Origin of the sequence: Micromonospora matsumotoense, from assembly GCF_900091525.1 — a bacterium.
Lineage (GTDB): Bacteria > Actinomycetota > Actinomycetes > Mycobacteriales > Micromonosporaceae > Micromonospora > Micromonospora matsumotoensis.
Window position 1 is genome coordinate 127,496 of sequence record NZ_FMCU01000014.1, and the last position, 22,676, is coordinate 150,171.

Below are 22,676 nucleotides of genomic sequence, written 5' to 3' on the forward strand. Positions count from 1 at the left end.
GCCGGCCGATCACGTCACAGCGTGCCGCTGGTGGGCCCGCTCGCCGGGCCGCGTGGCCGAGGTGTCGGGCTGGTCGTCCGGGGGTGGCCCGGTGCCGGCGTTGGCCCGGTCGGCGGCGTTCACGGCGGCGTCGACCGTCGCCCGATCCGGCCAGTGCAACGCGGTGAACAGCATCAGCACCACCCCTGCGGCGCTCCACACCCCGACCACCACCGGCACCGAGAAGCGGTCGGCGAGCAGGCCGGTGGCCAGCACCGCGCTGCCCTGGATCACCTGGATACCGGTCGCCATCACGCCGAAGGCGCGGGCCCGGTAACCGTTGGGCAGGGCCCGGACGAAGAGGCCGTTCGCGGTCGGGATCAGCCCGGCGACCGCGAAGCCACAGGCCGCCGCGAGCAGGGCGACCACCACCGGTGGGGGATTCAGCAGGGCGGGCACCAGCGCCAGCGGGGCGAGCACCGCCAGCGGTCGCATCAGGGCGAGCCGGCCGGCGGGTGACACCAGCCGGCCGACCAGCAGCCCGCCGACGATGTAACCGACCGGGTTGGCCGCCATGATGACGGCCTGGGCGGCGCCGGAGTCCAGGCCGTTGCCGGAGCGTTCCCCGGCCCAGGCCGCAGCCAGCCCCTCCGGCACGATCGAGAAGAGCATGGCGCTGAACACCAGCAGGCTGATCGCCCGCAGGACCGGGGTGCCGAAGACGATCCGGAAGCCCTCGCCGGTCTCCCGCAGCAGATGGGTACGGTGCTCCGCGCTCAGCGTCGGCTCGCGGTCCTGCACGCCGAACTGGACGATCAGGGCGGAGAGGCCGAACGTGGCCGCGTTGAGCAGCAGCGCCGCCGTCGGGCTGACCGCGGCGACCGCCGCGCCGGCCAGGTAGCCGACCACCTGCGCGGCCTGGCCGGCGCTGGCGTTGAGCGACAGTCCGAGCACCAGCCGGTCGCCGGTGAGGATCGCCGGTAGCAGCGCGGACCGGGCCGCCTGACCGGGTGGATTGGCGAGGGTGGCGGTGAAAAGCAGGGCCAGGATCGCCCAGACCGGCAGGCCGGGCAGCACGATCAGGGTGGTGAGCACCATCCGGATCACGTCACAGGTCACCATCACCTGGCGGTGCCGGTAGCGCTCGGCGAGGGCGGCGAGCAGCGGACCGCCGACCAGCCACGGCAGGTAGCTGACCGCGAACGCGGCGGCGGAGAGCGCGACGGACCGGCTCTCCTGGTAGACCAGCACGGTGACCGCGGCCTTGGCGACGTAGTCGCCGACCCAGGACAGGACGCTGGCGGCGAAGACCGCCCGGAACTCGGCCCTCCCGAACACCTCACGAAAGGTGGCCGGTTGGTCCGGGGCGGGTCGCTCGTCGGACACCGTCGCCTCCATCGGGCCCCGACACCGGCCACTTGTGATGGCCCGGCGGGGCCCCGTCGTCAGATTCGCGGATCAGCGATGACGTGATCACGCTCCCGGGAACGCGTGCACCGGATTCTGCCCGATCGTCTGACAACTGACTAGGGCGAACGGATTGATCGTCGCATCCCCGACTGAACGAACGGACGATACCCGAGGGGCCAGCCGGTATGCGAGCCCCGACTTTCGGGTCGGTGCGCAGGTGGTGACGGCACTGTGGAGGTGGTCCCACCGGGTGCGGAGCGACCCGGTCCGGGCCCAGCCGGAAAGGCCGGGCGGGACAGGGCCGGGCGGGACAGGGCCGGGCGGGGACCTGCCTGGCCGGGCGGGCGGCACTGTGGACCCGGCCGGGCCCGAAGCAGCCCGGCCCGACTCGGCCCGGCGCGATTCAGCCGGCCCGGCCCGACTTGGTCTGGCGCGACTCGGTCCGGCCCGGTCCGACTCAGCCAGGCCCGGTCCGACTTGGTCCGGCGCGACCGGCCCGGCTCAGCTGAGCCGGGTGGTTGCCGCGGTGGGCGTCAGGTGGTCCCGCCGGACCCGGTGCCGCTCGGGCCGCTCGGGCCGGTGCCGGCGGGGGCTGCCGGGCCGGTGGCGGTGGGGCCGGCGGGGGCGGTGGAAGTGGGGTCGACCGGGGCGGTGGTGGTGGGGGCCGCCAGGAAGGTGGTCGTGCCGATCGGCGGCAGTCCCGGATAGAGCCGGGCCGCCGCGATCCGTGCGGTGATGCCCGAGTTCTCCAGCGCCTCGGCGAGTCGGCGGCGCAGCTCCCGGCCGACCGCGAACTGCCCCTCCGCCGTGGTCTTGACCACCGTGCGGAGCACCGCGCCGTCGACCGTCACCTGTTCCACCCCGAGCACCTCGGGCGGCTCGACGATCTCCGGGGCCAGCTCCGGGTCCATCGCCACCGAGGCGGCGGCCGTCCGCAGCACCGCGTTGGCCTCCTCGGTGCCGGCGAACCCGATCGGCAGGTCGATCACGACCAGCGCCCAGCCCTGGCTCTTGTTGCCCACCCGGATGATCTCGCCGTTGCGGATGTACCAGAGCACCCCGCGACCGTCACGGACCGTGGTGACCCGCAGCCCCACCGACTCGACCACTCCGGTCGCCTCGCCCAGGTCGACCGTGTCCCCGACGCCGTACTGGTCCTCGATGAGCATGAACAGCCCGGCGATCAGGTCCTTCACCAGGCTCTGCGCGCCGAAGCCGAGGGCCACCCCGGCGATCCCGGCGCTGGCCAGCAGCGGGGCCAGGTCGAAGCTGAACTCGCGCAGGATCATCAGCAGGGCGATGCCGAAGACGAAGGCGGTGACCATGCTGCGCAGCACCGAACCGATCGCCTCGGCCCGTTGGCGACGCCGCTCGGGGACGAACTCGGTCGGGTCGAGCGCGGCGGTGGGCACCCGCTCGCGCAGTGGACGCAGCAGTGTGGGCACCGCCCCGTGGGCGGTCGTACGGACCAGCCGGTTGATCGTCCGGTGCAGCGCCCAGCGGGCCACGAACGCCAGCAGCAGGATCAGCGCCACCCGCAGCGGCTTGAGCAGGATCCAGTAGCTGCCCTCGGCGAACCAGGCCGATCCGGTCACCCGGAACAGGTACTCGCAGGAGGTGCTGCCCAGACAGTCGGCACCCGAGCCGCTGCCGGCACCCGGGCTGCTGCTCGGTGCCGGGCTCGGGGTGGTGGGCAGGACGGTGGACAACAGGCTGACGACGTTCACCCCGTCTTCGTACCGCAGCGGGCCGGACGGCCGACGGCCGGCCCGCCGGGAGCGTCCCGGCCCATGATCGTACGACGCCGAACCGGAGATCTTCCTACACCGTGCGGAGGGTTCTGCGGGTACCCCGGATTAGTACGTGCAATCCCTGATTGAGCGATGCGGGCGGCGGTATCCTGCAAGAACGTACAGACAAGATCTTTTGGCACAACCAGGGCACAACCTAGAGTCGATCTTGACCAGCCGGATCGGCCGGCGGATCGCTCTTGACTGGCCGGAGGAACTGCCCGACCAGACCACGCCGCTGGTCCTTCTTCGGCATCCAGTGCACGTAGGGTCTCCAGCGTGATCCGCAGGCTGGCGTGCCGTAGCGCCTTCTGCACCTCCTGCGGCTCGACGCCGTTGCTCATCAAGGTCGTGGCGAAGAAGTGGCGCAGGGAGTGGAAGGTGCCTCCCTTAGGCCAGCCCGCAGCCGACCGCCAGGCATCCCACAGCTCAGACCAGCATCGATCGGTGATCAGCTTCCCGGTCGGTGTGGTGAACACTAGAGCCGCCGGGCGAATTAGCCGCTTCCCGCTAGTGATGTCCGGAAGCTCAAACTCGACCGTGCCGACCTCCTTGAGGTGGGCCGCCAACTCCTCAGCGACGACGGCATCCAGATCGACGGTCCCTGCCGAACCGCTCTTCGGCGACGCGAGGTAGAAGCCGCCGAAGTCGTCAACGGAACGGCGCAACTGCTGGACGACGTGCAGCTCCTCACGAGCAGGGTCGAAGCACCGTGACCCGTTCAGTCGTATGTAAATCTCGCTTGGCGACGGCTTGGCCCTGGCCGTCGAGTTCGTAGCCGGTCAGCCACGCCCAGCCCGGGTCGATGGGCCCGCCACAGCGCGTACAGGCGGGGGATCGCCTCGGGGTGTGCCCACCGCGTCTTGGACGGCCAGGCCAAGCGGCTTCGCGGTCAGCTACGCCCGGCTTGGCCGTCCAAAAGCCAGCCCGGTCGATTAGGGGACCTTACCGGCCTCGGTAGTTGCGCCCTGTCTCATGACGGCTGAGCTGGTAGTGCCGAAGAAGGCGAAGGATGCAGAGTCAAACACCAGCGCTTCGAACCCACCTGCGGAGATGCCAATACCTGGCCTGCCTGCACCGTCATGAGCGTCGGCTACTGTGACAACTTCGGGAAGCTGCGCCAGAGCTTTGAAGATCGCGCTTCGATGGTCAGGCAGCAGGTATGTTCCTGTCACGAGGAGCGTCTTTGCCCTCTCCAAAGCCAGGGCGTCCTGGCCCTCAATTGGTCCGGAGCTGGGCGATTGTGGGCTCGGCGCGCCCGCCTGATTATTTCCCTTTAGCCAGGCCAGCACCGCGGAGGGCTCGGTAGGGAAGTCCGCGGGCAGAACCCCCCTCGTGCACTGCGGTAGGTCAAGCGTGGTCGAAGCCGTCTGCGCCTGGCATGGTTCTACCGTAACCCAGGGGCCCCACTCGACGTTGCCGGCCGCCGGCCGCTGCCGTTGTTTGCCCCGCTTCGTCGGGTCTACGGGAAGCCAGACCTGTGTCACGACCGGTGCCTGCCGCATGATGGTGAAAGAGCCGTCAGGCTGTTGGACCTGCTCTGGGTAGCTGCTGACAGTCTCGGTGAAGATGTATGCGCTGTTCGGAAAGGGTGAGATAGGGGATTCTTGGCTGACTGCGGCGGCCTTATCGAGGACAGTGGCCGCTCGGGGTGTGGGCGCATGTGCAAGTGGAGTATCGGAACGCGACCATGAGGAGCCCACCACGGCTGCGGTAGCGCCCACCACGGCGAGCGTTACCACTCCGGCCTGCCATGTCTTGAACGGCCATCGGCGAGGCGATTCGCGAAAGGCGACCGCGGGTAGGGCGGTAGGCGACTCACCTGCGGGTGGGGCGAGTTCGTCCCCTAACTGCTTAATCAGGTCCAAGTCCTTCATGTCAACTCCACAGCGATGTCGTCGGGCAGATACTTGCGGATCTTCTGACGGGCGCGATGTAACCGCGATCGGACCGTGCCAAGTGGTATCGCGAGTGCTCTGCCTACCTCTTCGTAGGTCAGGTCGGCCCACGCGACCATGAGAAGCACATCCCGCTCGCGGCGTGAGAGCCTGGTGAGCGCCTCGACCAGTGGCCTGCGCAGTGTTCGAGCCGAGGCCGCCTCAACGACTCGGTCGGTCAGGTCATCCTCCCCCAAGTCCTGAGCAGAGCGTAGGAGGACGCGATATCTGGCTTGCTCAGCACGGTGGTGACGGGCGATTTCTCGGATTGCGATGGCGAAAAACCAGGGCCGAGCATCGCTGTGACGGGGATCATACTTATGCCTGGCCCGAAACGCTTTCATGAAGGTCTCTGCGATGACGTCATCTGCGACATCCCGCCCGAGCCGCCGGTACGCGTACCCGTGCAGCACCCTGGCATGCCGTTCGTACAGCACGCCAAAGCGCGCCGGCTCCGCTAGGGAATCGGTGATGACCTCGGCATCCGTACGCTCGTCCACGGTCTGTGGACCTGAAGCGAGCCTATGTGTATTGATCAACTGGTTGAACCGCCTCCCAGGACATCTCGCGACGTCACATCTATGCAGAAGCCGGTCGTAAAGTTCGCTCCATCGACGCCAGCACCAGCATCGTTATCTAACTGTTACTTGCCGTGAGGGTGACTATCTGTTGCGTGACCGGTGACCCCACCTGCCTCTCAGTGGCCTCACGCACACTCTCTGCAACCGCGCCGGGATGCATGACCGCCAATGCAGCGTTAACTCCTTCCGGGTGAGCCCTCCTCTCGGTCAGGTTACTGTTAGCGTCTCCTTCAACCACTGAGGCAGCGAACGTTTGCGACTTTCTTGAATTGATGCTCGCAGGGCACTGCGCTGCTCCTCAAGTGGACCTGCAACCACTTGCATGGGAGGACTGAGTGGCAACTTCCAGGAGGTCAGTTCGTTTCCTGGCGGCCGTCTCTGCTGCCGCGATTGCCGTGGCCGCGACTGGCGGCCCCGTCCGCGCCAGCGGCACTTCGGTGATGCCCGCATCTCCGAATGTGTCAGTTGCCCTCCAGTCGCTAATGGAGCTTTACCCGGGCTCGGAGGTCGTTGGCGAAGACACTCTCCGGATCGCCCCTGGGGTGGACATCACCATGCCGCGGGACCAGCCGCGGGACCAGCGCGTCCTTTCGAAAGAGGCAGTAGCAGCAGCCCTCGCGTCTCCCAATCCTGTGCGGCCCGTTCCCCCCGCTCCGACTTGGAGCGGCGCGAGCAAGCCGGCCGAAAGCCGCGACGTGGCACCCCTGGCCACCTACTACGGATGCGAGTACCTCTACCTGTGCATGTTCGCCGACAGTGGCTTCTCCGGGTATAGAATCAGGTTCTACGATTGTATATTCGTGGACTTGGGTGGGGTTAACTACCCGCTCGGTGGAAAGTGGAACGATAGGGTGACGAGTTACGTTAACAACCAGTCGCCTGGTACCGTCGGGAGAGCTTATAACTGGAATGGTTCGAGCTTCGTCCAGCTTTTTGCAACCGAGGCGCTCGATTGGAACGGTAACATTGGAATTGGCTGGAATTATAATGACATGATCGACGGTGTGCGTGCTTGCTAATTGACCCAGGATATGGGTGGGCTCGGCATTCGTGTCACGTCTCTCATTTTTCCATTCTTCTGCTGCTGGCGTGGAACGCAAGACCTGCTGGTCGCTTGCGGAGCGGGGCGAGTCACAACGATCCGCAAGCGGTGCACCGGCTGCCACTCACACTGTGAAAAATCGACCTGTTCGCGGTGTAGGCATCGAGAGTTGAACTCGCGCCACTCCCGCAGGAGGTATCCCCGTTACCTTTGATCGTCCCCAGCCGGGAACCCTCGGTCGCCCGGCCCGGTATGACTTTCTGCCCCTGTCGTTCGGATGATCCGGGGGGTGTTGTCGCCGGGTCGGGTGGCGTCGCCGGGCCGCTGATAGGGACGCGGCCACCCCGTGTTCGGGGTAGGTCTCTTCCTGACGTGGCCGCCGGCAGTCCGACGCCCAGACCAGCGGCCGGGGCCACGATGCGATGCGTGGAGGCGGGTGCGATGAACGACGGACACGGCGTCCTCCTGGGCTTGGACGGCGGCAAGGAAGGTCATCACGCGGTCGGGTTGGCCCCGGACGGCAGACGGCTGCATGACGGACCGTTGCCGAATACCGAGGCCGACTGCGGCAACTGTTCGACAAGCCATGAACCTCTGCGGCGACCAGGGCGACACCGTCCCGAACCGGACTGACCCGCAGTGTGGACCCGATTCCAGCTGGCTCGGCGGATTGCCTGATCTCGACATCTCCGCCCGGTACGCGCGCCACTGGTCGGCCAGATCATCACGGCGGTCGGCGGCAAGTACCCGCCGGAGCCCCGCGTCATCCCCGCTACTCAGCCGAAGCAGGTAGACAGCTACCGCAGCGTCCGGGGCCGGCTCGCCCGACTCCGCCTGAACCTGGATCTTCACCGCCCATGCCACAGGGACGGCGAGCGCTCCTGAGTACGCCATCACGACGAGGGCCAGGAGAACCTGCGGCCAGCGCTTCGAGGTGGCTCGCGGCTTCACGCCAGGCACAATAGTGATCATGAATTGACTTGATCAAATCGAGTGACCTACGCCGATGGGCTTTAATGATCATCGGGCACAGATCCGGCCCAACTGAGCGCGAAAAGCGGCGTAGAACGTCGTGAGCTGTTGGACGCTCCCGCCCTGCCCAGCGGACGGATCTGTCCGTTTCTGGGTGATGCCGGGGCTGCTTCCGACATTAGTACGTGCAAAACGAGGTCCGATCAGGGACGATTGGCGTCAACGGACGACGGTGATCCCGCCGGAGTCGGTCGTGGCCCTCCGCTGCCCGGGGGTCGACCGGCGCAGCCAGCGGTGGGAGCGGCTGGACCGGGAGGGTGAGCACGATGCCTGACATACGACCCACGGTGGGCTCCGGCGCGCTGGTTCTCAACGCCACCTACGAGCCGCTGTGTGTCGTGTCCGTGCGTCGGGCCGCGATCCTGGTGCTCACCGCCAAGGCCGTCTGCGTCGCCGACGGCGACGGCATCCTGCACAGCGCCCACGACGCGCTCCCGGTCCCCTCGGTGGTGCGGCTGACCCGTTTCGTCCGGGTGCCCTACCGCACCCACGTCGGGCTGTCCCGCCGGGCCATCTTCGCCCGGGACGGTGGCCGGTGCGCCTACTGCCGGGGGCCGGCCGAGACCATCGACCACGTCTTCCCGCGCAGTCGGGGTGGCCGGCACGCCTGGGAGAACGTGGTCGCCGCGTGCGCCCGGTGCAACCACACCAAGGGCGACAAGACCCCGGCCGAGCTGGGCTGGCGGCTGCACAGCCTGCCGGCGGCCCCGAAGGGCACCGCCTGGCGGGTGCTCGGCCACCGCGCACCGGACCCACGCTGGGCGGACTGGCTGGACCTGCGGGACCCGCTCCGCGAGGCCGAGGCCGCCTGACCGGGACCGCCGCCGAGTAGCGCCGCCGGTCGGGGTGCCGCCGTCGTGCCCCGGTGCAGGCCGTCCGGCCGGGGCGGGTCAGCGGGCCCGGACCAGGGTGGCGTACACCACGACGTTGTCGGCGTAGCCGGTCTCGCCGCCGACCCAGCGCCCGCCGCAGGTGATCAGCCGCAGGTTGGGGCGGCTGAAGTCGCCGAAGATCTGGTCGGCCGGCAACCGTTCCTTGCCGTACCGCTGCACCTCGTCGACCTCGAAGACGGCCACCTGGTGATCGGCACGGGTCACCTCGATCTCGTCACCGTCACGTAGTTCCTTCAGCCCGTGGAAGACCGCCGGCCCGGTGGTGGTGTCCACGTGCCCGACGATCACGGCCGGGCCGTACTGGCCCGGGGTGGGGCCCTGGTCGTACCAGCCGGCCTCCTGGGCGCGGGCGACGTCGGGGACGGCGATGCTGCCGTCCGGCGCGATGCCGACCCGGTGCACCGGGGCCTGCAGGTCGAGCCGGGAGATCGCGATCCGGGTCGGCGGGCTCCCCGAGAGCACGGGGAACTTCTTCGGCGGTGGGCGCAGGCCGGCGATGAACCGGTCCGGCAGCACGCTCAACCCGGTGACCCGTTCCACCCCGAGCATCGTCACGATCAGCAGCATCACGGCGGCGATCGCCAGCACCGGAAGGCCCGGCCCGGCTCCCGAGAACCGCCCGCCGAATGCCTGTTGCCGGGGCACCGGGCGTACCGGACGGGCCTGGGTGACCGGGTCGGCGGTGGTCACGCTGGCGGAGAACGCCTGGCCGGCCACCCGGCGGAAGCGACCGGCGACCCGACGGAGTCGGCGGTGGGCCCGGCCGGCGGCCCGACGGCAGCGCGCGGCGGCCCGGACGGTCCGCCGGGCCGCCGCCCGCATCCGGTGGCCGGTCGACCGGGACCGACGGTGGCGGGTACGGGCCATGGCGGCGGGCGGTCAGGAACCGGGCCGGGTCCGCCGACGGTTGCCGCCGAAGACGCCGAGCCCGGCGACCACGGCGACCACGGTCAGGCCGCCGACCAGCAGCAGTGAACCGGTGCCCCGGTCGCCCGCGGTGCCACCGCCGCCGGTCGCCGGACCCTTGCTCGGCTGGGCCATGTTCAGCACGGTCAGCATGGCCGAGGCGGTGTTGCCGTTGGCGCACCGCAGGTCCACCGGATAGTCACCGGCCTGCTTGTTACCCGGGATGGTGACCGCGCCGGTGAGGAACCCGTTGTCGGGCCGCAGCACCACCCGCCCGAAGGCGTCCGAGTGCACGGTGGCCTGCTGGTTGTTGGCGTTGTCGCAGTTGGCCCGGACGGTGACCCGGGTGCCGGCCTGCGCGCTGTTCGGCGTGACCTCGACGAAGGTGTTCTCGCCGGCCCGCGCCGGTGGGGCCGTCATCAGGACGAACGCCCCGATCAGGGCGAACATCGCGAGTACGGCGTGGATGGCACGACGGTGCAGAGTGAGCCCCCGCATGATTCCCCCCTCCCGGCGACGATTCGCCGGAATCCTGCGACGGGTGTGCGGGCCTGCATTCCCGCTGGCCCGGGGGCAAACCCGGGTTCAGCGGTGCCGGGCACCCGGGGCGGGCGGCCCGGTCGGCAACGGGGTGACCGGATGCCACTGCAACGGGCTGGAGAGCACCATCGTGCTGGACGGCTGCCCGTACGGGGCGAGTCGGTCGATGACCGCCTCGAACTGCCCGATCGAGCCGGCGGCGACCTTGAGCATGCTGCACGCGTCCCCGGTGATCCGGTGGATCTCCCGGATCTCCGGCCAGTCGACGACCTGCGGGTCGTGCAGGATGCAGCGCGCGCCGTAACAGGACATCCGGATCAGCGCCACCACCGGACGGCCGGCGCGGGCCAGGTCGACGTGCGCGTGATAGCCGGTGATCACGCCGGACTCCTCCAGTCGCCGGACCCGCTCGGCGACCGCCGGTGGGGACAGGTGCACCCGCCGGGACAGCTCGCTGTACGACAGCCGCGCGTCGGCCTGCAACTCCCGCAGCAGCGCCCAGTCCATCTCGTCCACGCGGTGACCTTACCTTCGGCAGGTCTTATAGGTGAAGTACATTTCATGTTGAAGGTGATCGGTAGGAGTGCCGTCGAAACGGCATTCCATAACCGGCATTCGCCGAGAGATCATGTCGGACAGGCATCCCGAGGAGGCGAGACGGTGGAACAGACGGACCTGCGGGCGCGCGCCGCGACCCCGGCGGTGCGCCCGGTCACCCCGCAGCAGCGCAGCGCCCGGGCCGCCCGCAACGGTGGTGAGCCGACGCTGGAGTTCGCCGACCGGGTGCCCTACGACGCGTACGTGCACGCCAGCACCCTGCATACCCTCCAGCAGCCGCTCAGCGCCGACCCGGGGGAGATGTCCTTCCTGATGGTCAGCCAGATCATGGAGCTGTACTTCGGGCTGACCTGCCACGAGCTGCGCCAGGCCCGGGACGACCTGCGGGCCGACCGGGTCTGGGCGGCGCTCGCCCCGCTGCGCCGGGCCACCCTGCACCTGGAGGGGCTCAACGCCGCCTGGCGTGGACTGCGCTGGATGACCCCGGCCGACTTCAACCGGTTCCGCAACCTGCTCGGTGAGGGCTCCGGTTTCCAGTCCGCGATGTACCGGCAGTTGGAGTTCCTGCTCGGGCTGCGCGAACCGGCGTTGATCCGCCCCTTCCGCAGGCAGACCCAGGTGTACGACGAGCTGCACGCCGCGCTGGCCGTACCGAGCCTCTGGGACGAGGTGGTCGCCCTGCTCGGCCGGCACGGTCACGACCTGCCCGCCGAGTTGCTCACCCGGGACGTCGCCGTCGAGCATCTGCCGCACCCCCGGGTCGAGGCGGCCTGGGTGACGGTCTACGACGACGGCGGGCCGGACAACCACCTGCGGCAGCTCGGCGACGCGCTGGCCGACGTGGCCGAGCAGTTCGGCGACTGGCGCTGGAACCACGTGAAGGCCGTCCAGCGCACCATGGGCGCCAAGGTCGGCAGCGGTGGGTCGGCCGGGCTGGCCTGGCTGCAGCGCAGCATGTCCCGGGTGGTCTTCCCGGAGCTGTGGTCGGCCCGCACCGCGATGTGACCTGCCGGGTCCCCGCCGCCGTGCGGGGCGACGGGGCCGGCCGGGGTGCGGTCAGGAGTGCGGGCAGGTGTCCCGGTACTCCTCGATCGCGGAGCCCCGGGGCGCGGGGCAGAGGAACTGGTCGTAGCGGGTGTCGTCGTCGATGAACCGCTTCAGCCAGGAGATGCTGTACTTCGCGACCGTGACGTTCGCCGAGGTGGGGGCCGAGTGGCCGGCCGCGTTCAACTCCAGGTACGCCTTGTCCAGGCTGGCCGGCAGGCTGGTGTAGAACGGCTCCGAGTGTGACGACACCGGTGCGGTGCTGTCGTTCTCCGCGCCGATCACCAGCGTCGGCACCCGTACCGACGACCAGTTCTTGACGGTGTGCCAGCCGGTCAGCGGGATGGCCGCCTGCAACGCCGGCCGGGTGTTGGCGGCCGACAGGCTGCCGCCGCCACCCATCGAGTGCCCCATCACCGCGAGCCGGCTCCGGTCGATCCGGGTTCGCACCGCGCTGCTGCCGGTCAGGTAGTCCAGGGCGGCCAGCAGTTGGGTGCCCCGGGAGGCCGGCTGGTCGTACACGGAGAGGGTGTCGATGGTGATCACCACGAAGCCCTGCGAGGCCAGCCGGGGGCCGAGCCAGGCGACGCTGGACTGGCTGGCGGTGTAGCCGGGGGAGATGGCCACCGCGCCGAAGGTGCCCTCGGCGGTGCTGGTGGGGTAGTAGACGGTGCCGCCCCGGAAGCCGCTCACGGCGGACGCGGCGACGGTGCTCTGGGCGATGGCGAACGGGCCACGGCTGGCCTCGATGCTGGTCACCGTGGGGGCGGGACCGCGTTCGTAGGGGCTGGCGGCGACCGCTGCGGCGGTCCGGCCGTCGATGGTCGCGGCCGTCGCGCTCGGCGGGGCGACCGCGCCGCCGCCGACCAGGGCCAGCGCGAGCAGCGGCCGGGCGACCAGCCGGGGCCAGGGCCGACGGGACCGGGCGGGGTGGGGGTGGAGGGCGGGCACGGGTTGCACGGGGACTCCCTGGGGGTGGTGGACCGAATCCGATCGAGACTGGACGATCGGTACGGGCCATCCTCTGCGCCCCGGCGCGCGGGCCGGCAATCCCGGCCGGGTCATGTCAGCGGGATATGGGGCGGACGCCACACCCGCGCGGGCCGTGTCGCCCCGGCACACCGGGCGTCGAACCGGCAGGATGGGGACGTCCGACCCGACTCGTCGCCGCCGTGAGGCCACTGGAACACTGGAGTGACAGGTGGGATCGGCACCCCGCAGGCTCGCGGGGCGTCGGCTCCGCTAACGTGAATGGCAGCGGAGTCGGGAGTTCGGCGCCATGATCGTCCACCCGACCCGGAAGCTCTGGTCTCTCTTACCGCCTGGGGGCGTTGGGATTGTCTGTCACTGACACGTTGCTGATCTTCGTCGGCATCCCGGCGGCGGTGGTGCTGGTGATCGTCGGGCTGGTCTACGCCGCCAACCACGGCAGCGGCGGCGGCGCCAAGCGCTACCGGCCCGGCCGACGCTTCGACTTCACGCCGGTCTGGTTCCTGGGCCGCCCGGAGCAGCTGACCGACTCGGCCGGCACCGCCCTGGCCGCCGGAGCCCAGGCCCCGGCGCTGACCCACAAGCAGCAGCAGGCCGGCATCGAGGCGCCGGCCGGTGGAACCGGAGGCGCAAGTGACCGTTGGTGAGAAGGCGGCCGAGGCCGGGACGGGCACCCCACCCGAGGTGCTGGACGGCCCGTTCTCGACCCGTCAGCTGCTGCGCATCGACGAGGCGCTGCGCCTGGCCGACCAGGGCAGTGGCCTGGTCTTCTCGGTCTACGTCGGCGGCCTCGACGAGCCGGTCCGCGAGCACGTCGCGCGGCTGCACCGCCAGCTCGCCGAGCCGGACCGGTCGGTGCTGATCGCCGTGTCGCCCAACCAGCGCCAGCTGGAGATCGTCACCGGCAGGTACGCCCGCAAGCGCATCCCCGACGCGTACGCCAAGCTGGCCGCGCTGTCCATGGTGGCGTCGTTCGGCGTCGGTGACCTGGCCGGCGGCATCATCCAGGGCCTCGACCAGCTCGCCAGCCACGCCGGCCGGGGCTGAGCCCGCCCCGCACGTCCTGACGTAATCCGGAGCCCGGCCCGCACCACGCGGACCGGGCTCCGGCACATCCGCGGGCGGCCCGGCGGACCGGTTCCGGGGCCGGCGCGGGCTTGCACCCGCGCCGGCCCGGGCCGCTCGACTCAGCCGGCGTGCGCGTCCCGGGCGCGGGCCTTCAGCGCGCGGACCACCCCGTCGCGTCCCTCGGCCACCAACCGGCGCAGCGACGCCGGGTGACCGTCGCCGGCCAACCACGCGTCGGTGGCCGCCACCGTCTCCTCCTCGACCAGGTAGGCCGGGTACGCCAACTGCACGAACTCCTGTGCCGGCTCGCTGTCGCGCTGCGCCCACACCTGCGCCACCGTGGCGAAGTAGCGCTCCCGGTACGGCGCGACCAGCGCGACCTGCGTCGGGTGGGTCAGCCCCTGCAACAACGCCCGGTTACGCCAGTTCGGCAGCGCGTCGGGGCCGGTCAGCAGGGACCACACCGTCGCCTTGTTCGCCTCGGTCGGCACCAGCGCGTGCGCGTACGCGGCCTCCCGCTCACCGGAGGCCGTCCGGTCGCCGGCCAGCTCCGCCTCGATCTCGGTCGTGCCGGCCGCCCCGTTGGCCACCAGCGACTGCAGGACCGTCCAGCGCAGCTCGGTGTCGATGGTCAGGCCGGCGGGCACGTCGGCACCGGCCAGCCACCCGCGCAGCGTCGCCAGGTCCTCGTCGGCGCGGGCCGCCGAGGCGTACGCGCGGGCCCAGGCGAGTTGGAAGCCGCTGCCCGGCTCGGCCGCCGCCAGCGCGTCCTTGGCGGTCCGGGACAGCCCGGCCCAGCCGGTCGGCGCCCAGGCCGGGTCGGCATAGAAGATCAGCGCGGTGCTGGCCTGTCGCAGGGTGGCGGTGACCAGGTTGATGTCGGTCTCGGCGGGCAGCCCGGCCAGCACCAGCGCCACGTAGTCGCGGGCGGACAGCTCGGCGTCGCGGACCATGTCCCAGGCGGCCGTCCAGCACAGCGCCCGGGCCAGCGACGACTCGAAGCCGGCGATGTGCTGCACCACGGTTGCCATCGACCGCTCGTCGAGCCGCAGCTTGGTGTAGGTCAGGTCGTCGTCGTTGAGCAGCAGCACGTCGGCGGCCGGTCGGCCGTGCAGCACCGACAACTCGGTCGCCTCGCCGGTGACGTCCACCTCGACCCGTTCCCGGCGGACCAGCCGACCGTCGGTCAGGTCGTAGAGACCCACCCCGATCCGGTGGGTACGCAGCGTCGGGTGACCGGCCGGTGCCTCCTGCCGGACCAGCACCCGCTCGTACCCGCCGTCGGCGCCGATGGTCACCTCGGGGAGCAGGGTGTTGACCTGGGCGGTCTCCAACCACTGGGCGGCGAACTTGCGCAACTCCCGGCCGGAGGCCGTCTCCAGCTCCGACAGCAGGTCGTCAAAGGTGGCGTTGCCCCAGGCGTGCTTGCCGAAGTACGCCCGTAGCCCGGCCAGGAACGGCTCCTCACCGACGTACGCGACGAGCTGCTTGAGCACGCTGGCGCCCTTGGCGTACGTGATGCCGTCGAAGTTGACCTCGACGGCCTCCAGGTCGGGCATCTCGCAGTAGACCGGGTGGGTGGAGGAGAGCTGGTCCTGCCGGTAACCCCAGTTCTTGCGGATCGACAGGAAGGTCGTCCACGCCTCGGAGAACCGGGTGGCGTGGGTGTTGCACCAGTGGCTGGCCCACTCGGCGAACGACTCGTTGAGCCACAGGTCGTTCCACCAGCGCATGGTGACCAGGTCGCCGAACCACATGTGGGCCAGCTCGTGCAGGATCGTGTTGGCCCGCTGCTCGTACTCGAAGTCGGTGACCTGCGAGCGGAACAGGTAGTGCGACTCGGCGTGGGTGACGCAGCCGAAGTTCTCCATCGCGCCGGCGTTGAAGTCGGGCACCCAGAGCTGGTCGTACTTGGGCAGCGGGTAGCGCACCCCGAACTGCTCGTGGAAGAAGTCGAAGCCCTGCTTGGTGATCAGGAACAGGTCGTCGGCCTCCAGGTGCGGCGCCATCGACGCCCGGCAGAAGACCCCCAGGTCGATGCCGTCGTGGCTGTCCCGCACCTCGTGGTACGGCCCGGCGCAGAGCGCGGTGACGTAGGTGCTCATCCGCGCCGAGGTGGTGAAGTGGACGGTCTTGAGCCCCTCGCCGGCCGGCTCCTCCCGCTCGACGGGCATGTTGGACACCACCCGCCAGTGCGCCGGGACGGTGGCGTGCCAGGTGTAGACGCTCTTCAGGTCGGGCTGGTCGAAGCACGCGAAGACCTTCTGCGCGTCGGCCGTCTCGAACTGGCTGTAGAGATAGGTCTCGCCGTCCACCGGGTCGACCGTGCGGTGCAGGCCCTGCCCGCTGTTGGAGTAGCCGAAGTCGGCCTCCACCACGAGCACGTTCTCGGCGGCCAGCCCGGTCAACGCCAGGCCCTTCTCGGCCGACCAGCCGGTGAGGTCCACCGGGTCGCCGTTGAGCGTGGCCGCGCGCACCGACTCGGCCGCGGTCTCGATGAAGGTGCCGGCACCGGGTTCGGCGCAACGGAACCTGACCTCGGTCACCGACCGGAAGGTGCGGCCCTCGGCCTGCACCGCGGTGGACAGGTCGAGGTTGATGTCGTACCCGGTGACCTCCAGCAGGCGGGCCCGCTCGGTGGCCTCGACCTGGGTCAGGTTGCGCACTCCTGGCACTTTCGTCTCCATCCCACTCTCGCCGCCTTCCGGCTGCGCCAGCCCCTGCCGGCCGCTCGTGGCGGCGACCCGAGCCGAGTCTTCCATGCACCGACCCTGCGGTGGTCGACGTCACGCTCTCATTCCGCTACCGATCGATGCCGTTCGGGGTGAGGATCGAATCAGCCACGTCGGGTCCGCCGACGTGCCTGACGTCACGAAGGGACTCCACCGTGACCGAACGTGTCGCCGTCGACATGTGGTTCGACCCGCTGTGCCCGTGGGCCTGGATCACCTCCCGTTGGCTCCTGGAGGTCGAACAGGTCCGGGAGGTGGACATCAGCTACCACGTGATGAGCCTGTCCGTGCTCAACGAGGGCCGGGAGTTGCCCGAGCAGTACCAGGAGATGATGCAGCTGGGCTGGGGGCCGGTGCGGGTCTGCATCGCCGTCGAGCAGGCGCACGGCGGTGCGACGCTGGCGAAGCTCTACACCGCGATGGGCACCCGGATCCACCTCGGCAAGGAGCCGCTCGGCCGGGAGATGATCACCGCCGCGCTCGCCGACGTCGGGCTGGACCCGGCGTTCGCCGACGCCGCCGACTCCACGGAATACGACGAGGCGCTGCGGGCCAGCCACGAGGCGGGGATGCGGCCGGTCGGCACCGATGTCGGCACCCCCGTGGTGCACGCCCCCGGTCCGGACGGCGAGAAGGTCGCCTTCTTCGGCCCGGTCATCACCCCGTCGCCCAAGGGTGAGGCCGCGGGCCGGCTCTGGGACGGCGTCCTGCTGGTCGCCGGCACCCCCGGCTTCTACGAGCTGAAGCGCTCCCGCGAGCTGGGCCCGATCTTCGACTGATCCCGACCCCGGCGGGGCCCGGCCCGGTCGGGCCCCGCCGGGGGACGGTTCATCTGGTGGACCCGGCGCGGGGTCGGCGTCGCCCGGGCCGTCGTCGCCGGTAGCGTCAACCCCCATGACGGTCGTGCATCCGATCGCCCGGGCCTGGATCACCACTGGCGGCACCGGCGCGCAGAACTACGACGAGTTCGCCGACGACGCGGAGATCACCGCGATCATCGAGGCGAACCCGCACAGTGCCCTCGGCATCGAGATGCCCCACCGGGCGCCGGAGAGCCTGGGGAAGTCCTTCCTCGACTCGCTCGGCGACGCGGTGGCCCGGCTCACCGAGGCGAAGGCCGACGGCAGCTACACCCCCGCCGAGCAGGTGGTGGTCCTCTACCGGATCAGCGCCCCGGGGGAGGAGTCGGCGTACGGGTTGTTCGCCATGGTCGACACCGACCAGATCTCCACCAGCGCCGACGAGCCCGGCCTGGTGATCCGCAACGAGGACGTCTTCATCGCCAAGGTGCGGGAGCGGGTCGCCCTGGCCGAGGCGCTGGGTCACCTGCTCTCCCCCGTACTGCTGCTGCAGACCGGGCGCGGCGACGAGCTGCACGCCGCGCTCGCGTCGGCCACCGACCAGGCCGGTGTGCCGGCCGCCACCGACACCGACCAGGCCGGTCGGACGCACGCCATCTGGCTGGTCGGCCCCGGCCCGGAGCAGGACGCGTTGACCGCCCTGGCCGGCGGCGGCGAGCTGGTGGTCGCCGACGGCAACCACCGCAGCCTGGCCGCGCAGACCGGCGGCTTCCCGCGCTTCCTCTCGGTGATCACCACCCCGGCCTCAGTCGCCATCCAGCCCTACAACCGGCTGGTCAGCGAGCTGACCAGCACCCCCGACGAGCTGCTCGACCGGCTCCGCGCGGCCGGCGCGCAGATCGACCCGATCGACGGCCCGGTCGAGGTCCCGGCGGCCGGCGGCACCGTGCATCTCCGGCTCGCCGGCCAGGGGTACGCGGTGACCCTGCCGCCCGACGCGGGTGCGGCCCGGCTGGAGAACCTCGACCACGCCCTGGTCGAACGGCTGCTGCTGCGCGACGCGCTCGGCCTCGACCCGGGCGACAAGCGGATCACCTACGTCGGCGGTGACTACCCGGCGAGCTGGCTCACCGGCGAGGTCGACGCCGGCCGGGCGGAGCTTGCCGTGCTGGTCGCCCCGGTGACCGTGGACGACTTCGTCGCGGTGAACCTGGCCCGGGAGAAGATGCCCCGCAAGAGCACCTGGTTCACCCCGAAGGCGCGTGGCGGTCTGGTCGTCGCCGAGCTGCCCCGCTGATCCCGACCCCACCGGTGGTCGCCGTCCCGGCGTACCGCCCCTTCCGGTTGTGACGAATCCGCCCCGGCACGCCGCCCCCACGGCGGGCCGGGGCGCGGCCCTGACAGACTGCCCGGTATGCGCGTCTACCTGGGATCCGATCACGCCGGCGTCGAGTTGAAGGTGCACCTGGCCAATCACCTGGCCAAGCAGGGATACGAGCTGGTCGACGTCGGCCCGCCCGCCTTCGACCCCGACGACGACTACCCGACCTTCTGCCTGCACACCGGTGACCGGGTGGTGGCCGACCCGGGCAGCCTGGGCGTGGTCATCGGCGGCTCCGGCAACGGCGAGCAGATCGCCGCCAACAAGGTCGTCGGCGTCCGGGCGGCGCTGGCCTGGAGCGTCGAGACCGCCCAGCTCGGCCGGCAGCACAACGACGCCAACGTGGTGGCCGTCGGCGCCCGCCAGCACACCCTGGACGAGGCCGCGGCCATCGTCGAGGCGTTCCTCACCACCCCGTTCTCCGGCAACGAGCGGCACGCCCGGCGGATCGCCCAGGTGGCCGAGTACGAGCGCACCCGCGAACTGCCCGACCTGCCCGCACCCGCCGAGCTGCCCTGACCCCCGACTCGTCCTGACCTCTCGACCGGGTCGGCCGCCGGCCGGCCCGGTCACCGCCCGGGGCGGGGCAGGTCCTCCCGGGGCACCCAGTTCCGTCGGATGATCACCAGCCGTTCCTCGGCCTCGGCCAGGTCCTGCCCGGTGGGGCGGGCGGCGTCCCGGGCCCGTAACGCGGCACCCACCCCGACCTGGGACGAACCGGAGCCGACCAGCCCGCGCAGGCCCCGCTCGCTGTCCTCGATCCCCGGTCCACCGCGTCGGGTCCGTGGGGCCGGCGTCCCGTCGTGCACCTCGGCCGTCGCCGCCGTCGGAGGCTCGCCGCCGCCGTCTGTCGCCTCCGGCTGGTGCCGTAACCGGCGTCGCCGCCGTTCCGCATCCGCCATCTACCGACCGTACCGCCCGGCAGCCCTGCGGGCCGGGCCGGGCGAGGCAGTTTGTCCGCTCGCTACCCTCGGAGGTGGTGGACCGGTCGACGGCCGGCACCGGTCATGGGGAGGAAACGAGATGGCAGACCAGACACAGCCGTGGGCCGAGCGGACCGTCGAGGTGCCGCCCCAGCCCGGTGTCGGGGTGCCGCCGCAGCGGGAGCCGTTCCGCCGGGGCGTCGCCTCGGTGGGGCAGTCCCGGGCTCCGCGCACCGAGCCGTTCCCGGTGGTCGACCACGACACGTCCGACTGGTCCGAGCCGGCGGCACCGCGTCGGCCGATGAGCTGGCACGTGGAGCAGTTGCGTAGGGGCGGCGAGTGGAGCGCGGCCGGTGCGCTCTTCGCCTTCGTCTGCTGGGGGATCTGGGCCATCTCCGGCCGGGGCGACCTGGGCGCCCCGCTGCTCACCTTCCTGCTCAGCCTGCTGGTGGCGGCCGGCCTCTTCGCGCTCTCCCGGCTGCTCGGCCGGGTGATCCTGGAGCGCCAACTGGGCCGGGTGCGACGCAGCGCCCGCGGCGCCCACCTGGTGACCGGGGTGTTCCTGGCCGGGGTCGGTATCGCCTACCTCCAGCAGACCCAGTGGGTGATGGACGCCTGGAACTTCCTCACCGGCAACTGAGCCCTTCAGACGCGCCGGGCGGGGCTGCGGGCACCCCGGGCGGGGCGCAGGGCGCCCGGGTGCGGCACCGCGGGCGGGCCGGGTGGTGACCCGGTCCGCCCGCGTCCGGTCGCGGGCTCGCCCGCGACACCGGTCGACACTCCTCCAGGCCGGGCGCTGTCTTACCCCGCCGCGCCGCCTTCATCCCCGTCCGGTCGGGTGACCCCCCCCGTGCGGTGGCACACGATCGTATGACTCCATCGATATGTTGAACTGCATCAATCTTTCGCTCTAGGCTCCCGCCATCGAACCGGCGCCCCCACAAGGCGCGCCGCCGAGGGTTGGAGGCCCTGTGAACCGTTGGCGCAGTCTCACCGGCCGGATGGCCGCCACGCTGGTGGCGATCACGGCCGGGTCGCTTGTCCTGACCGCCCCGGCCACCGCCGCGCCCATCCCCGACACCGCCCCGTCCGTCGTCGGCGGCACCCGGGCGGCGCAGGGCGAGTTCCCGTTCATGGTCCGGCTCTCCATGGGCTGCGGCGGGGCGCTCTACAGCCCCCGGTTGGTGCTCACCGCCGCCCACTGCGTGAACCGCACCGGCACGAACACCAGCATCACCGCGACCCTCGGCGCGGTCGACCTCCAGGCGAGCAGCCGGATCCAGGTCAAGTCGAACTACGTCTACCGGGCCCCCGGCTACAACGGCAGCGGCAAGGACTGGGCGCTCATCCGGCTCGCCACCCCGGTCACCTCGCAGGCGACCCTGCCCATCGCCACCAGCACCACGTACGACAGCGGCACCTTCAACATCGCCGGCTGGGGTGCGGCCCGTGAGGGCGGTGCGCAGCAGCGTTACCTGCTCAAGGCCACGGTGCCCTTCGTCACTGACGCCAGCTGCTCCGCCTCCTACCCCGGTGATCTGGTCGCCGCCGAGGAGATCTGCGCCGGCTACGCCAGCGGTGGCACCGACACCTGCCAGGGCGACTCCGGCGGCCCGATGTTCCGCCGCGACGCCTCGAACGCCTGGATCCAGGTGGGCATCGTCAGCTGGGGCGACGGCTGCGCCCGGCCCAACGCCCCCGGCGTCTACACCCAGGTGAGCACGTTCGCCTCGTCGATCGCCTCCGCCGCCGCCAGCCTCGGCGGCTGACCCGACCCGGTCCGCACCCGGGAGCAACCGCGCCCGGTCCGCAACCGCCCTGCCCGGTCCGCCCCGGGACCATCGCGCCACCGACAGCCCCCGTGGTCGTCGGTGGCGCGATGGTGTCCGACGGGCCGGGCTGCCCGGTGGCCCGGTGGCCCGGTGGCCCGGTGGCCCGGTGGCCCGGTGGGCCGGCGGCCCTGTGTGGCCCGGTGGCGCGGTGGCGGCCGACGGCGGCGTGAACCCCGCCGGGGCGGTGGCCCTCAGCCGTCCCCGGCGAACCGGTACAGCACGAAGTCCCGCTCCGCCCCGCAGACGATCACCGAGGTGTTCCACGCACACGACTCGCTGCGGACGCCCTGGAGCTCCCCCATCTCGGTCAGGTCGCCGGCCTTCGACACCCCGGCGACGCTGCGGTCGTCCTCGACGCTGCTCGGCGTCTCGGCGAAGACCAGCAGGTTGCCGGCGTCGACCCGGACCGCCGTCCCCTTCCGGTCGGTCAGCACCGCCTTACCGGCCGGGTCGAACAGGCTCACCGTGCTCTTCGGCGACTCCCGCCGGACGAGCAGGTGCTCACCCACCGGCACCAGGTCCGCCCCGCCCGGCGTCGCCCAGCGCCGGCTGCCCTTGCCCTCGGTGGCCGCGACCACCTCGGTCCGGTCGGCGTCGCCCTCCGGCACCTCCAGCAGGCAGGCCCGGTGCTCACCGCAGGCCACCAACCCGGTGACCCGCCGCTGCTGGCCCGCGCTGTAGAGCACCGTCGGCTCGGCGAAGCTGCCCAGGTCGTACCCGAGCAGCTTGTATCCCTGGTCCTCCGCCACGACGTAGAACCGGTCGGCGTACGCGACCATCCGGTCGCTGACGTCGGCCACCCCGTCGCGGTGGCGCAACACCTTCCCGCTGTCCATGTCGAGCACCCGGACCGACCGGTCGGCACCCACCTGCACCAGCCGGTCGGCGTCGCCGAGCCAGGGGGCGCGGGGGGCACCGTCGAACCCGGCGGGGCCGACCACGGCCTGCTCGGTGCCGACCGGCAGCACCGTGGTCCGGGTGTCGCCGTACTCGCTGCGGGGGTTGGCCTGCGCCCACTCCTGCCGGCCGTCGCGCAGCCGCAGCCCGACCAGGCGGCTGCCGGCGCGGTCCACCCACACCAGGGTCTCCCGGGTGACGTGCACCGCGTCGTCCCCGTGCACCGGCAGCCGCCACCGTTCCCGGCCGCTGCCGGCGTCGAGCACCACCACGTCCCGCGGGGTGCTGTCGCCGACCGCGTCCGCGACGGCCAGCACCGCCCCCGGCACCGCCCGGACACC

21 protein-coding genes and 2 pseudogenes are annotated in these 22,676 nt (G+C 71.2%); 11 read left to right on the forward strand and 12 right to left on the reverse strand.

Annotated elements, in window-relative coordinates; translation table 11 throughout:
• Positions 1-9: 9 nt before the first annotated feature.
• From GA0070216_RS24010 to GA0070216_RS24035, 5 genes and pseudogenes are all read right to left on the reverse strand, one after another.
• A complete protein-coding gene (locus GA0070216_RS24010; RefSeq protein WP_091250576.1) occupies positions 10-1,377 on the reverse strand; it encodes an MFS transporter in 1,368 nt (455 codons plus the stop codon).
• Between the two features lie 704 nt (positions 1,378-2,081).
• Positions 2,082-3,116 (reverse strand): annotated as a pseudogene (locus GA0070216_RS24020) (mechanosensitive ion channel family protein); the annotation flags it as partial.
• Positions 3,113-3,658: a tyrosine-type recombinase/integrase gene (locus tag GA0070216_RS35690; protein ID WP_245722682.1), complete on the reverse strand. Its 546-nt coding sequence runs from the start codon at positions 3,656-3,658 to the stop codon at positions 3,113-3,115. The pseudogene GA0070216_RS24020 and the gene GA0070216_RS35690, both read right to left, overlap by 4 nt.
• Before the next feature lie 456 nt (positions 3,659-4,114).
• Positions 4,115-5,056, reverse strand: coding sequence for a CU044_5270 family protein (locus GA0070216_RS24030; RefSeq protein WP_091250579.1), 942 nt, complete (start codon positions 5,054-5,056; stop codon positions 4,115-4,117).
• A complete protein-coding gene (locus tag GA0070216_RS24035; protein ID WP_218108272.1) occupies positions 5,053-5,616 on the reverse strand; it encodes an RNA polymerase sigma factor in 564 nt (187 codons plus the stop codon). Before GA0070216_RS24035 ends, GA0070216_RS24030 begins: the two co-directional genes overlap by 4 nt.
• Positions 5,617-6,251: 635 nt before the next feature.
• Between GA0070216_RS24035 and GA0070216_RS36475 the strand changes: the two genes are divergently transcribed.
• The 3 genes and pseudogenes from GA0070216_RS36475 (at position 6,252) to GA0070216_RS24045 (ending at position 8,583) form a co-directional block, all read left to right on the forward strand.
• Positions 6,252-6,716, forward strand: a complete 465-nt coding sequence (locus tag GA0070216_RS36475; protein ID WP_141723174.1) for a peptidase inhibitor family I36 protein — start codon at positions 6,252-6,254, stop codon at positions 6,714-6,716.
• 464 nt (positions 6,717-7,180) lie between these two features.
• A pseudogene (locus GA0070216_RS35695) lies at positions 7,181-7,323 on the forward strand (IS110 family transposase); the annotation flags it as partial.
• A gap of 714 nt (positions 7,324-8,037) precedes the next feature.
• Positions 8,038-8,583 carry an HNH endonuclease gene (locus tag GA0070216_RS24045; RefSeq protein WP_091250588.1) on the forward strand — a complete coding sequence of 182 codons (546 nt, stop codon included), beginning with the start codon at positions 8,038-8,040 and terminating at the stop codon, positions 8,581-8,583.
• A gap of 78 nt (positions 8,584-8,661) precedes the next feature.
• On the opposite strand, the gene GA0070216_RS24050 is transcribed toward GA0070216_RS24045, so the two are convergent.
• From GA0070216_RS24050 to GA0070216_RS24060, 3 genes are all read right to left on the reverse strand, one after another.
• Positions 8,662-9,531 carry a class F sortase gene (locus GA0070216_RS24050; RefSeq protein WP_091250591.1) on the reverse strand — a complete coding sequence of 290 codons (870 nt, stop codon included), beginning with the start codon at positions 9,529-9,531 and terminating at the stop codon, positions 8,662-8,664.
• Between the two features lie 12 nt (positions 9,532-9,543).
• Positions 9,544-10,068, reverse strand: coding sequence for a hypothetical protein (locus GA0070216_RS24055; RefSeq protein WP_245722672.1), 525 nt, complete (start codon positions 10,066-10,068; stop codon positions 9,544-9,546).
• 87 nt (positions 10,069-10,155) lie between these two features.
• Positions 10,156-10,626: an Lrp/AsnC family transcriptional regulator gene (locus tag GA0070216_RS24060; protein WP_091250595.1), complete on the reverse strand. Its 471-nt coding sequence runs from the start codon at positions 10,624-10,626 to the stop codon at positions 10,156-10,158.
• Positions 10,627-10,770: 144 nt separating this feature from the next.
• On the opposite strand from GA0070216_RS24060, the gene GA0070216_RS24065 reads away from it, so the two are divergent.
• On the forward strand, positions 10,771-11,673 hold the full coding sequence (locus tag GA0070216_RS24065) for a tryptophan 2,3-dioxygenase (RefSeq protein ID WP_091250598.1): 903 nt from the start codon (positions 10,771-10,773) through the stop codon (positions 11,671-11,673).
• A 51-nt stretch (positions 11,674-11,724) separates the two neighbouring features.
• Here the strand turns inward: GA0070216_RS24065 and GA0070216_RS24070 are convergent, their stop codons facing one another.
• Entirely contained in the window at positions 11,725-12,672 is a 948-nt protein-coding gene (locus GA0070216_RS24070; protein ID WP_425413186.1) for a poly(ethylene terephthalate) hydrolase family protein, read from the reverse strand.
• 377 nt (positions 12,673-13,049) lie between these two features.
• Between GA0070216_RS24070 and ctaJ the strand changes: the two genes are divergently transcribed.
• Together ctaJ and GA0070216_RS24080 are read left to right on the forward strand one after the other, a co-directional pair.
• Positions 13,050-13,349 (forward strand): aa3-type cytochrome oxidase subunit CtaJ, encoded by a 300-nt coding sequence (gene ctaJ, locus GA0070216_RS24075; RefSeq protein ID WP_483819058.1) that lies wholly within the window; start codon positions 13,050-13,052, stop codon positions 13,347-13,349.
• Positions 13,336-13,749 (forward strand): DUF5130 family protein, encoded by a 414-nt coding sequence (locus GA0070216_RS24080; protein WP_091250605.1) that lies wholly within the window; start codon positions 13,336-13,338, stop codon positions 13,747-13,749. Before ctaJ ends, GA0070216_RS24080 begins: the two co-directional genes overlap by 14 nt.
• Before the next feature lie 140 nt (positions 13,750-13,889).
• On the opposite strand, the gene pepN is transcribed toward GA0070216_RS24080, so the two are convergent.
• The gene (gene pepN / locus GA0070216_RS24085; RefSeq protein WP_091250608.1) at positions 13,890-16,436 is read right to left on the reverse strand and encodes an aminopeptidase N; all 2,547 of its coding nucleotides are present in this window, start codon (positions 16,434-16,436) and stop codon (positions 13,890-13,892) included.
• Between the two features lie 221 nt (positions 16,437-16,657).
• Between pepN and GA0070216_RS24090 the strand changes: the two genes are divergently transcribed.
• The 3 genes from GA0070216_RS24090 to GA0070216_RS24100 all read left to right on the forward strand — a co-directional run bounded on the left by GA0070216_RS24090 (position 16,658) and on the right by GA0070216_RS24100 (position 19,202).
• Positions 16,658-17,281 (forward strand): mycothiol-dependent nitroreductase Rv2466c family protein, encoded by a 624-nt coding sequence (locus tag GA0070216_RS24090; RefSeq protein ID WP_091250612.1) that lies wholly within the window; start codon positions 16,658-16,660, stop codon positions 17,279-17,281.
• Positions 17,282-17,396: 115 nt separating this feature from the next.
• On the forward strand, positions 17,397-18,599 hold the full coding sequence (locus tag GA0070216_RS24095) for a DUF1015 family protein (protein ID WP_091250616.1): 1,203 nt from the start codon (positions 17,397-17,399) through the stop codon (positions 18,597-18,599).
• 117 nt (positions 18,600-18,716) lie between these two features.
• The gene (locus GA0070216_RS24100) at positions 18,717-19,202 is read left to right on the forward strand and encodes a ribose-5-phosphate isomerase (protein ID WP_091250620.1); all 486 of its coding nucleotides are present in this window, start codon (positions 18,717-18,719) and stop codon (positions 19,200-19,202) included.
• A 50-nt stretch (positions 19,203-19,252) separates the two neighbouring features.
• Here GA0070216_RS24100 and GA0070216_RS24105 read toward each other — a convergent pair whose 3' ends face one another.
• A complete protein-coding gene (locus GA0070216_RS24105; RefSeq protein ID WP_091250622.1) occupies positions 19,253-19,585 on the reverse strand; it encodes a hypothetical protein in 333 nt (110 codons plus the stop codon).
• A gap of 121 nt (positions 19,586-19,706) precedes the next feature.
• Between GA0070216_RS24105 and GA0070216_RS24110 the strand changes: the two genes are divergently transcribed.
• Positions 19,707-20,246, forward strand: a complete 540-nt coding sequence (locus tag GA0070216_RS24110; RefSeq protein ID WP_091250625.1) for a hypothetical protein — start codon at positions 19,707-19,709, stop codon at positions 20,244-20,246.
• A 331-nt stretch (positions 20,247-20,577) separates the two neighbouring features.
• Positions 20,578-21,375: a S1 family peptidase gene (locus tag GA0070216_RS24115; protein WP_091250630.1), complete on the forward strand. Its 798-nt coding sequence runs from the start codon at positions 20,578-20,580 to the stop codon at positions 21,373-21,375.
• A 254-nt stretch (positions 21,376-21,629) separates the two neighbouring features.
• On the opposite strand, the gene GA0070216_RS35700 is transcribed toward GA0070216_RS24115, so the two are convergent.
• On the reverse strand, positions 21,630-22,664 hold the full coding sequence (locus GA0070216_RS35700; protein ID WP_281190460.1) for an outer membrane protein assembly factor BamB family protein: 1,035 nt from the start codon (positions 22,662-22,664) through the stop codon (positions 21,630-21,632).
• Positions 22,665-22,676 lie beyond the last annotated feature (12 nt).